The following is a 13,724-nucleotide window of genomic DNA, read 5'->3' as shown; positions in this document are numbered from 1 at the left end:
GTGTTCTGCCCTGTCTGAAAAATTGAATCCCTTCTTTCAGCATAATTTGCTGAATATATGTTCAGAACACAATCTGTCAAATATTTCACAAAAAATCAACAATGCATTCGTAAAAACCAGCAAAACGAATAAAAAAAGAATAAATAATCACATTGCGAGAAAGAAGAGTAAGAAATCAGGAGCAAATGCAGGTAAGACCACCACACATAACACAGATAACTAGCAGTGAAAGCGACTGCAAATCCAGTTATATGATATAGCTAACACTTTTTGGAATTGCATAAATAATCAAAAAGCCAAAAACAGTACTTAACAATATAGAAACAAACACCGTACTATTACCATGCGGTGATGTGATATACCGGATTACCACCGATATCCAGAGGGGTAATCTATTCAAAATAGTTTTTAGCAGCAGATCACACTATTGAAGGGGAAGGGGTTAGCCCCAAAAGGAGTGGGCTTGTTTATGGATTCTTGAATGGAAAAAGAGGCATAACTAGGAGAAACGAAAAAAGCCCCGTCATTTCTGACGAGGCTTTCAATGGTGGTCGGTGAAGAGGGATTCGAACCCCCGACCCTCTGGTCCCAAACCAGATGCGCTACCAAACTGCGCTATTCACCGACAATGTTTTAGGCTGATGCCAAGGTATCAAGATACCTGAAATAATGGGGTGGCTAACGGGATTCGAACCCGCGACAACCGGAATCACAATCCGGGACTCTACCAACTGAGCTATAGCCACCGCTGTAAGTGGTCGGTGAAGAGGGATTCGAACCCCCGACCCTCTGGTCCCAAACCAGATGCGCTACCAAACTGCGCTATTCACCGACTTAATTCTTTTCCTTGGTTTCACTCCGAGAGGGTTACCCTCTGGTCCGCTATTCCCAAGAGCCGTGATGCACTATCAAACTAGGCAATTCACTGACTTAATTCTGTTGAGGTTTTCACCCCTAGATACTGATATTATAATCAATACCCTAAAATATGGGGTGGCTAACGGGATTCGAACCCGCGACAACCGGAATCACAATCCGGGACTCTACCAACTGAGCTATAGCCACCAATGTTTCTTTGCCAATACGATCCTGTCCGGAATGGCGCGCCCGAAAGGATTCGAACCTTCGACCTTTGGCTCCGGAGGCCAACGCTCTATCCAGCTGAGCTACGGGCGCATGCCCTATCGGCGGAGGTGAATATTACGGATCGGGACCCCTGTCGTAAAGTGTTTTTTTAAGTTTTTTTCTCGTTCGCTGCAAATATAGGCAAATAACTGTTGATTAGTATCATACAAAAGCAGCCGCCTAGTTTATCGCAAGGAAAATAGGGGATATAATCACGATGTTTTTACATATTAAACATTTTGTAAATAATCACTGCCTTGTCTCAACAGTTTGACTAACAACAAGCACGAATAAGACTGTGGCAATCGCACATAATGATCTGGAAGTGTAAGGTGAGCTCAATGGAATTTTCTCTTCGACAACTTATGGTAGCGGCCGTTGCTGCCCTGGCATTTACCGGCACTGCAGTCGCAGCCGACATGTCAGATGAAGCTATCGCAGAACGTATCAAACCGATAGGCTCCGTTTACCTTGAGGGCGATGCCCCAGCAGGCCCAGCGGTTGCTGCCGGCCCGCGTAGCGGTGATGCCGTGTACGGAACCTTCTGTGCAGCCTGTCATGGAACAGGAGTTATGGGAGCACCTAAGATTGGTGATTCAGCAGACTGGAGCGAACGTATCGCCAAGGGCAATGATGTGCTGGCCGACCACGCTATCAACGGCTTCAATGCCATGCCGGCAAAAGGCTCTTGTATGGACTGTAGCGATGACGAAATTATTGCCGCTATCGACCATATGATTGCCGGCTTGTAAATCCCCCTTTCCCTACAACAAAAAAAGCGAGCGCCTTTCGGCCCTCGCTTTTTTATTGTCCTTAAACCGGCAACCACGGTGCTATTTCTTGAACATCGCCCGGATATTGGCAATGTGGGCTTGCCCCTTCTGCATGCGCTGCTCTTGGGTTATCGGCTTCTTGTCTGCCTCCCATTCCAGGTCATCCTGTGGCAACTCGAACAAAAACCGGCTAGGCTCAGGTTTAATTAGCTCACCAAATTGCCTACGCTCCTTACACAGGGTAAAGGTCAGCTCTTTCTGGGCCCGGGTAATACCCACGTAAGCAAGGCGGCGCTCTTCCTCGACATTGTCTTCGTCTACACTGGTCTGGTGCGGCAGAATACCTTCTTCGGTTCCAACCAGATAAACGTAAGGGAACTCCAAGCCTTTAGAGGCATGCAGTGTCATCAGCTGAACCTGATCGGCATCGTCATCATCTTCGCCACGCTCCATCATATCGCGCAAGGTCAAACGCTGGACGACTTCCTTGAGGGTCTTCTCTTCCTGATCGTAGTTATCCCCTTCAAGGTCGGCCGTTATCCAGCTATAGAGATCCGAGACGTTCTTCATCCGCATTTCGGCAGCTTTAGGACTCGCCGAGGTCTCATATAGCCAGTCTTCATAATTGATATCCCTGACTAACTGGCGGACTGCTGCTACCGTATCGCCACGCTCGGCATTATCAGACAATTCAACCACCCAACGGGTAAATCGCTGGAGGGACTCCAAGCCACGCCCGGACAGGTGCTGCTCGAGCCCCATCTCAAAGCTGGCAGCAAACAAACTCTTACCGCGCATGTTGGCGTAGGTGCCGAGTTTCTCCAGCGTCACCGGGCCAATCTCACGGCGCGGGGTATTAACAATACGCAGGAAGGCATTGTCATCATCTAGGTTGGTCAACAAGCGAAGGTAAGCCATGATGTCCTTGATCTCGGCGCGCGAGAAGAATGATGTGCCCCCGGAAATCTTGTAAGGGATCCGGTTTTGCATCAGCGCCTTTTCAAACAACCGTGATTGGTGGTTACCCCGATAGAGGATAGAGTAATCCTTATACTGGGTATTGTTGAGGAAGCGGTGGGCAATCAATTCCCCTACCACTTTCTCCGCTTCGTGTTCTTCATTCTTGGCGGTGATCACCTTGAGCATCTCGCCATCGGGGATCTCAGAGAACAGCGTTTTTTCGAAAACGTGCGGGTTGTTGGCAATCAAAATGTTGGCGGTACGCAGGATACGGCTGGTTGAGCGGTAGTTCTGCTCCAGCTTAATGACTTTCAGCGATGGGAAATCTTTGTTGAGCAGCACCAAGTTTTCCGGCTGGGCCCCCCGCCAGGAATAAATAGACTGGTCATCATCGCCAACCACGGTAAAGCGGGCACGCTCACCCACCAGCAACTTAACGAAGATATACTGGCTGGTATTGGTATCCTGATATTCATCCACCAGCAGGTAACGGATCTTATTCTGCCAGCGCTGGCGCACTTCCTGGTTATCACGCAGCAGCAGCACCGGCATCAAAATCAGATCATCAAAGTCGAGCGCGTTGTACGCTTTCATCTGGCGCTGGTACATCTCATAGCAATAAGCAAACATCTGGTCGCGCTCGCTAGAGGCGCGGGCCTTGGCTTCTGCAGGCGACAGCATGTCATTCTTCCAGTTGGAGATGGTCGACAATAGTTGCTTCAGCAGATCTTTATCGCCATCGATCTGCTGCTCTGTCAGCTCTTTGAGCAAGGCCATCTGATCTTGGTCATCGAACAAGGAGAAGCTTGCTTTGAGTCCCAACGCCTTGTATTCGCGACGGATAATATTCAGCCCAAGAGTGTGGAAGGTCGAGACCATCAAGCCCTTGGCTTCCTGTTTGCCCAGCGTCTGGCCGACCCGCTCTTTCATCTCCCGGGCAGCCTTGTTAGTAAAGGTCAAGGCCGCGATGTTACGGGCTTTGTAGTCACATTGCTGAACCAGATAGGCAATCTTGTTGGTGATCACCCGGGTCTTGCCCGAGCCTGCGCCGGCAAGGACCAAACACGGTCCGGCGACGTATTTTACCGCTTCGTTTTGCCTTGGGTTCAGTTTCATTGACTTATCCTGTGTTGATCTTCGGGTCAGCAGGCGCATTGTAGCGGGTTCACCGGCATTGTCTATTCGACTCCCTATCAAGCCTGCTTATCCCGACGATATAAAAAATTGCTTGCACATATAATCAGGCACCATAAAATGATGAATGAACATTCATTCATCATCTTTATTTACAACTGCCTTTTTATGAGTGACAAGAAAAAACGCATCCTTCAAGCAACAGAAAAGTTGCTGGCGGAACATGGCTTTCACGGGATTTCGATGCAAATGGTGGCCAAGGAGGCAGGGGTAGCCGCAGGGACGATTTATCGTTACTTCGAGGACAAAGAAGATCTGTTGCACCAGCTTCATGATCACATTTTGGCCTATGTCGCGAACAAAATCAGCCAGAACGTGTCAGATGACATGCCATTGCAGCATAGGTTTCGCACCATGTGGCTCAACATCTGGAACATGGCAACCCAGGAAGATGCCCCACTGATCAACCGAGGCCAGTTCGAAAACCTGCCACGGCGCGAAAGCCATGAACAAAAACTATTAGAAAAGAAAATGTTCGCCAAGGTGAATACGTTATTCGAGGAGGGCAAGGCCAGTGGCCTGTTCAAAAACCTCGATAACGAAATCTTGAGCGCACTAAGCCTTGAGCCAAGCGCTTGTTTGGCCCGCAAACATATAAACGGCGTTTACCAGGTCAGCGATGAAGCCCTCGAGGCAGCTATCCAAGCATCGTGGGACGCCATAATTCAGCATTAACATTAGCTAACTTCGGAGCACACCCAACAATGAAAAAATGGATAGTGATGCTACTGGTCGCGATTCTGCTTTTCGGCAGCGTGATTGGTTTCAATCTCTTCAAACAAAAAAAGATCGCCGAGTACATGGCCAATATGCCCGAGCCTGATTTTCCAGTGACGGTTACAACAGCGGCTCCAAGCAACTGGGTACCGGCCATCGAAGCGATCGGCTTTATCGAACCAAATCAGGGTGTCACCATCACCACGGAAGTATCGGGTGTGATCCAAAGCATCGATTTTGAATCCGGTGCGACGGTAAAAGCCGAGCAACAGCTTTTGGCTCTAGACTCTGATGTGGAAAATGCCAACCTGAAGAGTTCCCAGGCCCGCCTTCCAGCAGCCAAAGCCAAATATGAGCGCTACCGCGGCCTATTCAAAAAAGGTTCTATCTCCAAAGAAGCCTTTGATGATGCCGAAGCGTCTTACTTCTCGCTGGTTGCCGATATCGAAAGCTTGAAAGCAACTATCGAGCGACGCACTATCAAGGCACCGTTTGACGGTGTGGTCGGCCTACGCAATGTATTCTTGGGTGAATATATCCAGCCAGGCAAAGATGTGGTCCGCCTTGAAGACACCTCGCTAATGAAACTGCGCTTTACCGTGCCACAAACCGATATCTCCGAGATCCATTTAGGCCAGCAAGTAGAAATCTTTGTTGATGCCTACCCGGAAACGCCATTTAGCGGTGAAATCAGTGCTATCGAGCCTGCGGTCAACTACCAGAGCGGTCTCGTCCAGGTCCAAGCTGACATCCCGAATAATGAAGGCCAGCTTCGCAGCGGTATGTTCGCCCGTGCCCATATCATCCTGCCAACACTGGAAGATCAGATCATCCTGCCACAGACAGCCATCACCTACACCCTGTACGGCGATAACGTCTACCTGGCAGGCGAAGATGAAAACGGTGTATTGCGCGTCAAGCAGTCTGTGGTCAAAGTTGGCGAGCGTAAAGGTAACAGCGTCCACATCCTCGACGGTGTTAAAGCCGGTGATACAGTGGTCACTTCCGGCCAGGTACGCCTGAGTAACCACGCTAAAGTCCGTGTGGTTGAAAGCAACTCGCTGGAAGCTCCAGCTGAAACCCCAATGCTGTGATCCGGAGGAGACATGCGCTTTACAGATGTTTTTATTAAACGTCCTGTGTTAGCGGTATCGATCAGCTTTTTGATCGCCCTCCTTGGCCTGCAGGCAATTTTCAAAATGCAGGTCCGGGAATACCCTGACATGACCAATACCGTAGTAACGGTCACCACCAGCTACTACGGCGCCAGTGCCGACCTGATCCAGGGCTTTATTACCCAGCCACTGGAACAGGCTATCGCACAGGCTGACAATATCGACTTCATGACCTCGTCATCGGTGCTGGGTTCCTCAACCATCACAGTCACCATGAAGCTGAACACCGACCCGAATGCGGCACTGGCAGATATCCTGGCCAAGACCAACTCGGTACGTTCGCAGTTGCCTAAGGAAGCCGAAGACCCGACAGTTACCATGTCGACCGGCTCGACGACGGCGGTGATGTATATCGGTTTCACCAGTGATGAGCTGGTATCAAGCCAGATCACCGACTACCTTGAGCGAGTGATCAACCCGCAGCTATTCACTGTTAACGGTGTGTCCAAGGTTGATCTGTACGGCGGTATGAAATACGCCCTGCGTGTTTGGTTAGATCCGGCCAAAATGGCTGCCTACAGCCTGACTGCCTCGGATGTGATGAACGTACTCAATGCCAACAACTACCAGTCGGCAACCGGTCAGGCGACCGGCGAGTTCGTGCTTTACAACGGTACGGCAGATACTCAGGTAACCAACACTGACGAGCTGGAAAAACTGGTTGTTTCTACCCAGGAAGGCCAGGTGATCCGCCTTGGTGATATCGCCAAAGTCACCCTAGAGAAGAGCCATGATGTCTACCGTGCGTCTGCCAACGGTGAAGAGGCTGTCGTAGCTGCCATCAATGCGGCGCCAAGCGCCAACCCAATCAACATCGCAGCCGATGTCTACGAGCTATTGCCTGAGTTGCAACGCAACATGCCAAGCAATATCTCGATGAACATCATGTACGACTCCACCATTGCGATTAACGAGTCGATCAATGAGGTTATCAAAACCATTGCCGAAGCAGCGCTGATTGTACTGGTCGTGATCACCCTGTTCCTAGGCTCACTGCGTGCGGTTATCATCCCGATTGTCACCATCCCGCTATCACTGATTGGTGTAGCCATGGTAATGCAGTCATTCGGTTTCTCGTGGAACCTGATGACCCTGCTGGCAATGGTACTGGCTATCGGCCTGGTGGTAGATGACGCCATCGTTGTTTTGGAAAACGTTGACCGCCATATCAAGGAAGGGGAATCACCATTCCGTGCGGCGATTATCGGTACCCGTGAGATCGCAGTACCGGTTATCGCCATGACCCTGACACTGGGTGCGGTATATGCCCCTATCGCTATGATGGGTGGGATCACCGGCTCGCTGTTCAAGGAATTCGCCCTGACCCTGGCCGGTGCGGTATTCGTATCGGGGATCATCGCCCTGACGCTATCGCCGATGATGTGTTCGAAGATGCTTAAGGCCAATGAGAAGCCGAGCAAGTTCGAGACCACAGTCCACCACTTCCTCGATCGCATGACCAACCGCTACGAGAAGATGCTTGGCGGGATCATGAAAATGCGTCCGGTGGTGATAGTGTTCGCCCTGATCGTATTCGGTACCCTACCGTTGTTGTTCAAGTTCATCCCGAGTGAACTGGCACCATCGGAAGATAAGGGCGTACTCGTAATGATGGGGACGGCGCCGTCTAACGCCAACCTTGATTACATCGAGAACACCATGGGTGAAGTCAACCGTATTCTGGTCGAGCAGCCTGAAGTCGCGTTTGCCCAGGTCTTCTCTGGCGTGCCTAACTCCAACCAGGCCTTCGGTATTGCCTCTATGGTGCCTTGGAGCGAGCGTGAAGCGAGCCAGGCTGACGTGGTTAAGCGTGTCACTGACTTGGTCAAAGACGTACCGGAGATGGCAGTAACGGCTTTCCAGATGCCTGAGCTACCGGGTGCGGGTTCAGGCCTGCCTATCCAGTTCGTCATCACCACGCCGAACAGCTTCGAGAGCCTGTTCCAGATCAGTAGCGATATTTTGGGCAAGGTGAAAACCAACCCAATGTTCGTCTACTCGGATCTCGACCTGAACTACGACTCGGCAACGATGAAGATCAAGATCGACAAGGACAAGGCCGGTGCCTATGGCGTGACTATGCAGGATATCGGTATGACCCTGAGTACCATGATGGCCGACGGTTATGTTAACCGTATCGACCTTAATGGCCGCTCTTACGAGGTGATCCCACAGGTTGAGCGTAAATACCGCCTCAACCCGGAATCCCTCAAGGGCTACTATGTCCGCGCAGCTGACGGCAATGCCATTCCATTGGGTAGCCTGGTAACGATTGAAGTGATCTCCGAGCCACGCTCGCTGCCTCACTTCAACCAGTTGAACTCAGCAACCGTCGGCGCGGTTCCTGCACCCGGCGTCGCGATGGGTGATGCCATCAATTGGTTCCAGACCGAAGCCGCTAGCACGCTACCAGCCGGTTACCAGCATGACTTCATGGGTGAAGCCCGCCAGTTCGTGACCGAAGGTAATGCACTGTACACCACCTTTGCCCTGGCACTGGCGATCATCTTCCTGGTTCTGGCTATCCAGTTCGAATCACTGCGCGATCCGCTGGTTATCATGGTCTCGGTTCCGCTGGCTATCTGTGGTGCCCTGATCGCCCTGGCATGGGGCGCAGCCTCGATGAACATCTACTCGCAGGTCGGTTTGATCACCCTGATTGGTCTTATCACCAAGCACGGTATCTTGATTTGTGAGGTTGCCAAAGAAGAGCAGCTGCACCACAAGAAAGACCGTATGGCAGCTGTTATGGAAGCGGCGAAAATTCGTCTGCGTCCAATCCTGATGACCACGGCGGCGATGATTGCTGGTCTGATCCCGCTGTTGTATGCCACCGGTGCCGGTGCAGCCCAGCGCTTCAGTATCGGTATTGTTATCGTTGCCGGCCTGGCTATCGGTACGGTGTTCACCCTGTTTGTACTACCGGTGATATACACCTACTTGGCTAGTATCCACAAGCCACTGCCAGTCTTCGTCGAGGACAAAGACTTGGAAAAGCTTAAGCGTGCCGATGAAGCACGCAACGCCTTGAAAGAAGCGCACGATAGCTAAACAGAAAGACTGAAGATCAAGAGGCCGTTTTTAACGGCCTCTTTTATTTTGTACCAACAGCAACGACAATCCTGTTATATTTGAATAAAATAACGACAACAGATGAAATGCCGTTACGGAGTTAACTAAGCTATGTTTGATCCAAAGAAACTTGAGCAAGTGGCCAAGCAAATCCAGGACGCGATGCCTCAGCCAGTTAAAGAGCTGGGTAATGATGTAGAACAGAAAGTTCGCCAAGTGATCCAAGCACAGCTTGGTAAGTTGGATGTGGTTAGCCGCGAAGAATTTGATGTACAGACCCAGGTGCTGCTGCGTACCCGCCAGAAGCTATCCGCCCTTGAGCAGAAGCTTGATGAGTTGGAAAACCGCATGGCGCCAAAGGCTGATACTGAACAAGAGTAATTATTGGTAAAACAGCCAACAAAAAGCCCGGGTGATGCATCACCTGGGCTTTTTTTATTGTTTAGACTTTGGGAGGATTAACCACCCACAGCGATACGCTTCATATCTGTCATGTAGCCACGCAGCTCTTCACCGATGTACTCAACCGGGTGGTTGCGGATTGTGTCGTTCACGGCGATTAGGGTCGCGTTATCAACCTGGTTAGAGGTCTCACCTAGGCCTTTGCCGATAACATCCGTTCCTACTGATGGCATGAACTTCTCGCGAAGCAGCGGGGTTGCTACGTTAGCGAACAAGTAGTTACCGTATTCAGCAGTATCAGAGATAACCACGTTCATCTCGTACAGGCGCTTACGGGCAATAGTGTTGGCAATCAGCGGAAGCTCGTGCAGTGACTCGTAGTAAGCCGACTCTTCGATAATGCCAGAAGCCGTCATCGCTTCGAACGCTAGTTCAACACCGGCACGTACCATCGCCACCATCAAAATACCGTTGTCGAAGTACTCTTGCTCAGAGATTTCTACGTCTGTATCTGGGTAGTTTTCAAACTGGGTTTCGGCTGTTTCGCCACGCCAGCCCAGTAGGTTCACATCGTCGTTGGCCCAGTCTGCCATCATGGTGCTAGAGAAGTGGCCAGTGATGATGTCATCCATGTGCTTGTTGTAAAGCGGACGCATTAGCTCTTTTAGCTCTTCAGATAGCTCAAAAGCTTTCACTTTCGCTGGGTTAGACAGACGGTCCATCATGTGGGTGATACCACCGAACTTCAGCGCTTCTGTGATGGTTTCCCAACCATACTGAAGAAGTTTACCGGCGTAGCCTGCATCAACACCATCGGCAATCATCTTCTCGTAACATACAATCGAGCCTGCCTGTAGCATACCGCAAAGGATAGTCTGCTCGCCCATCAGGTCAGATTTCACTTCGGCAACGAAAGATGATTCCAACACACCAGCGCGGTGACCGCCAGTTGCAGCAGCCCAAGCTTTTGCGATTTCAAGGCCATCACCTTGAGGGTCATTTTCTGGGTGAACCGCAATCAGGGTTGGAACACCAAAGCCACGCTTGTACTCTTCACGTACTTCAGTACCTGGACATTTAGGCGCAACCATTACCACTGTAATATCAGGGCGGATCTGCATACCTTCTTCAACGATGTTGAAGCCATGAGAGTAGCCCAGTGACGCACCTTGCTTCATCAACGGCATTACCGTTTCAACCACATTGGTGTGCTGCTTGTCCGGCGTCAGGTTAACAACCAGATCCGCTTGAGGGATCAGGTTTTCGTAGCTGCCTACCTCAAAACCGTTTTCTTTGGCGTTCTTGTAAGACTGGCGCTGCTCATCAATTGCAGCCTGACGTAGGGCATAGGCCACATCCAAGCCAGAGTCACGCATGTTCAGGCCCTGGTTAAGGCCCTGGGCACCACAACCAACAATCACGACCTTCTTACCTTTGAGGTAATCTGCCTCGTTAGCGAACTCGTTGCGGTCCATAAAACGGCAACGGCCTAGTTGGTCTAATTGCTGGCGAAGGTTTAGGGTATTGAAATAATTAGCCATAACAGCGAACTCCGTGAAAATTATTATCCTTGGGCCGACAGTGCTTGTCGAATAATCCGATAGTAGATCAGGCAGTAAATTGCGCAAAGTGATATATTCACAATAAGTCATTGCAAAAAGTGCAACATGGAAGATGAACATAAAAACCTTGCAGTTATTCCTTCACCTGTGCGAGTCCAAAAGCTTCAGCCAAACCGCCCAGGCCATGCATATCAGCCCATCGGCCCTTAGCCGGATCGTCCAACGACTGGAAGAGGACTTGGGACAAACCCTGTTTGTCCGTGACAACCGCAGTGTCGAACTGACCTCTGCAGGACAGACCCTATTGCCAACAGCGGCATTGATTGTCTCCAATTGGCTGGAGGTCAAAGCCGAACTGGCTGACCATCACCACAAGCTGCAGGGTAAACTGACGCTCTTTTGCTCAGTCACTGCCAGTTACAGCCACCTGCCTGATATCCTCAACCGTTTCCGCCAACTCTATCCCCAGGTAGAAATACAACTGCTCACCGGCGACCCGGCCCAAGCCATCGATAAAGTTCAGAACGATGAGGCCGATATAGCAATTGCAGCCAAACCAGATACCTTACCGGGCAAACTGACCTATACCGAGCTAGACAATGTCTCGATGTCGGTTATTACTCCCCTGCTACCGCCAGCAAGCCTGCAAAAGGCACTGGCAGACCCGCCGAATTGGGCCAGCCTGCCTTTTATTTTGCCTGAGTCCGGTACCGCCAGGGATAAAGCCGATAAGTGGTTAAAAAGCAAAAAGATAAAACCCCAAATTTATGCCCAGGTCGGCGGCCATGAAGCGATTGTCAGTATGGTCGCGCTGGGCTGTGGGGTAGGCATAGCCCCTGATGTGGTCATTGAAAATAGCCCGGTAGGGAACAAGGTCAAACGGCTAGAAAAAGAAAAAGTGCATCCGATGCAATTAGGGCTGTGTTGTAAACAGAGCCGTCAACATGAGCCGTTACTCTATGCGCTACTCAATCTGTTTGGCTGCAATTAATTTTTCAATGGAATAATAATAATGCCTCAACCAATCTTAACTCATTCGTACTACTCTGATTTTTACGCAGCCAAGGGCTATGACTTCCTAAAACAAGTAGCAAAAAGCTACAGTACGCCGAACAACCTAATCATTTTTTCAGTCATGCATTGCTATGAAGGCTCCCTACCTTATATTAATGTGCTGGCTGAGCTTGCCCACCAATTGATCTTTATTCCCAAAGGGGCAACAGCCAATGGCAATAGCGCTATCAAAGAGACCATCGAAAAACTGCCAAGTTGCTCGATTGCCAACGATACGGTTACCAAAGAGCAACTGCGTGATCCTCTATTTGCCGAAGCCTTTATTCGTCAGCACATCACCGCTGACAGCAAGTTCCTACTGCTCGACCACGGCGGGTACTTCTCCCATGCCATCGAGCACCTCGGCAACGTATTCCAAGAGCAACTGATCGGTATCACTGAGCTCACTGCTAATGGTTTGTACAAGTACCTCAACCGCACCATGAACCACCCGCTAGTAACCGTCTCCCACCTTAGTATCAAGGCGCCTGCCGACTACGAGGCTTCGGAGTGTATCGTCCACTATTCCGATCAGATCCTGCGTGAAGAGTTTGGCCTTAAACTCAATAACGATGGGTTCCTCAAGGTTGGGGTCATTGGGGCCGGGAATCTCGGCTGCGGGGTGATCCAATACCTTAAAGGCAAGGCAATCGGTAACATTTATGTCGCCGATATTGATCCGAGGAGGCTAACCCAGTTTCCCCGCAACGGCGTCCAGGTTTGTTCCATAGAGCGCTTAATCCGAGAATGTAACCTCATCTATTGCTGTACCGGCAATGGGGCGATTCCGGAGCACCTGCTCGATAACATCAGTGATAACAGCTTTATTGCCACTGTGACCTCTGCCGATGATGAACTCAACCTACCCACCTTGATTGCCAATGGGGCGCTCACTGAGGTAGGCGGTAATAAACTGATCCGAGAATACCAAACCAGAAAGGGGCATCGCCTATACCTGTTGGCTGGCGGCGAATCGGCCAATACCCCATTCAAAACGGGGATGGGAGACCCAACCCTCTACCTGTTCGAAGCCGCCCATATGCTGGCTGGACTTCAGTTGCTCTGCCAGCCAGACAGATTTAACTCAGGTATACAGCCTCTAAGTGAAAGTGATGAAACCGCTATCGCCGAGCACTGGTTAAGGCATTTTTATAATTATCAATGAGGAAGAGTGGCGATGGGCGAACCAGATTGTTTGAAATAGCTTAACCATTTCAAGATCCTGCTCTTCCTTTAGCCTCTAGCCGCTTTTCCAATGGCCATGTTTCCTCGCTTTTCCTATAGCCCCAAGCCATTAGCCTCTGGCCTGAAACGTAAAAAGCCCTGCTATCACTAGCAGGGCTTCTAAATTCATATCGAAGTACTGGGATTACATTACTGCTCTTCAGCTTTGCTCTTATGCTTCTCCCCGAGCCTAGGGCCTGTTCTTCCCAGGTCCTTACATTTGCCGAAGGCCAAACGTAAAAAAGCCCAAGCATTTCAGCTTGGGCTTAATATATGTGGCACAGGGCTAGGTTTACATTAATGCCCTTCAGGTAAGGAGAGGCTGTTGACCTTATGCTTTTGATCTTATGCTTTTGATCTTATGCTTTTCCCCGAGCCCAGGGCCCGCTCCTCCCAGCGCCTTACGTTTTGCCTAAGGCCAAAACGTAAAAAAGCCCGAGTCGTAAGACTCGGGCTTAGTATAAGTG

Annotated in this window: 9 protein-coding genes and 5 tRNA genes; 7 read left to right on the top strand and 7 right to left on the bottom strand. The window is 50.4% G+C overall.

Annotated features, from left to right (window positions below; translation table 11 throughout):
- Positions 1-548 precede the first annotated feature (548 nt).
- The 5 genes from BIZ37_RS12190 to BIZ37_RS12170 form a co-directional block, all read right to left on the bottom strand.
- Positions 549-625: transfer RNA gene (locus BIZ37_RS12190), tRNA-Pro, on the bottom strand.
- Positions 626-670: 45 nt separating this feature from the next.
- Positions 671-746: transfer RNA gene (locus BIZ37_RS12185), tRNA-His, on the bottom strand.
- Positions 747-755: 9 nt separating this feature from the next.
- Positions 756-832, bottom strand: a tRNA-Pro gene (locus tag BIZ37_RS12180).
- A gap of 157 nt (positions 833-989) precedes the next feature.
- A tRNA-His gene (locus BIZ37_RS12175) sits at positions 990-1,065 on the bottom strand.
- 34 nt (positions 1,066-1,099) lie between these two features.
- Positions 1,100-1,176, bottom strand: a tRNA-Arg gene (locus BIZ37_RS12170).
- Positions 1,177-1,466: 290 nt separating this feature from the next.
- Between BIZ37_RS12170 and BIZ37_RS12165 the strand changes: the two genes are divergently transcribed.
- A complete protein-coding gene (locus BIZ37_RS12165) occupies positions 1,467-1,877 on the top strand; it encodes a cytochrome c5 family protein (protein WP_107300329.1) in 411 nt (136 codons plus the stop codon).
- Between the two features lie 81 nt (positions 1,878-1,958).
- Here the strand turns inward: BIZ37_RS12165 and rep are convergent, their stop codons facing one another.
- Positions 1,959-3,974, bottom strand: coding sequence for a DNA helicase Rep (rep, locus tag BIZ37_RS12160; RefSeq protein ID WP_187461735.1), 2,016 nt, complete (start codon positions 3,972-3,974; stop codon positions 1,959-1,961).
- A 141-nt stretch (positions 3,975-4,115) separates the two neighbouring features.
- Between rep and BIZ37_RS12155 the strand changes: the two genes are divergently transcribed.
- The 4 genes from BIZ37_RS12155 (at position 4,116) to BIZ37_RS12140 (ending at position 9,397) form a co-directional block, all read left to right on the top strand.
- Positions 4,116-4,727, top strand: coding sequence for a TetR/AcrR family transcriptional regulator (locus tag BIZ37_RS12155; protein ID WP_187461749.1), 612 nt, complete (start codon positions 4,116-4,118; stop codon positions 4,725-4,727).
- A 29-nt stretch (positions 4,728-4,756) separates the two neighbouring features.
- Positions 4,757-5,863, top strand: a complete 1,107-nt coding sequence (locus BIZ37_RS12150) for an efflux RND transporter periplasmic adaptor subunit (RefSeq protein WP_187461734.1) — start codon at positions 4,757-4,759, stop codon at positions 5,861-5,863.
- Between the two features lie 12 nt (positions 5,864-5,875).
- Entirely contained in the window at positions 5,876-8,995 is a 3,120-nt protein-coding gene (locus BIZ37_RS12145; RefSeq protein WP_107300332.1) for a multidrug efflux RND transporter permease subunit, read from the top strand.
- 132 nt (positions 8,996-9,127) lie between these two features.
- Positions 9,128-9,397: an accessory factor UbiK family protein gene (locus BIZ37_RS12140; RefSeq protein ID WP_107300333.1), complete on the top strand. Its 270-nt coding sequence runs from the start codon at positions 9,128-9,130 to the stop codon at positions 9,395-9,397.
- Positions 9,398-9,474: 77 nt separating this feature from the next.
- On the opposite strand, the gene ilvC is transcribed toward BIZ37_RS12140, so the two are convergent.
- Positions 9,475-10,959 (bottom strand): ketol-acid reductoisomerase, encoded by a 1,485-nt coding sequence (gene ilvC, locus BIZ37_RS12135; protein ID WP_107300334.1) that lies wholly within the window; start codon positions 10,957-10,959, stop codon positions 9,475-9,477.
- A gap of 133 nt (positions 10,960-11,092) precedes the next feature.
- Here ilvC and ilvY point away from each other — a divergent pair, with 133 nt between their 5' ends.
- Both ilvY and BIZ37_RS12125 read left to right on the top strand, forming a co-directional pair.
- Positions 11,093-11,971, top strand: coding sequence for an HTH-type transcriptional activator IlvY (gene ilvY / locus BIZ37_RS12130; protein WP_107300335.1), 879 nt, complete (start codon positions 11,093-11,095; stop codon positions 11,969-11,971).
- Between the two features lie 21 nt (positions 11,972-11,992).
- Positions 11,993-13,198, top strand: a complete 1,206-nt coding sequence (locus BIZ37_RS12125; RefSeq protein WP_187461733.1) for an S-adenosyl-L-homocysteine hydrolase — start codon at positions 11,993-11,995, stop codon at positions 13,196-13,198.
- The last annotated feature ends 526 nt before the right edge of the window (positions 13,199-13,724 follow it).

Source organism: Photobacterium sp. BZF1, assembly GCF_014349205.1.
GTDB lineage: Bacteria > Pseudomonadota > Gammaproteobacteria > Enterobacterales > Vibrionaceae > Photobacterium.
This window is presented reverse-complemented; position numbering and strand designations above follow the sequence as displayed.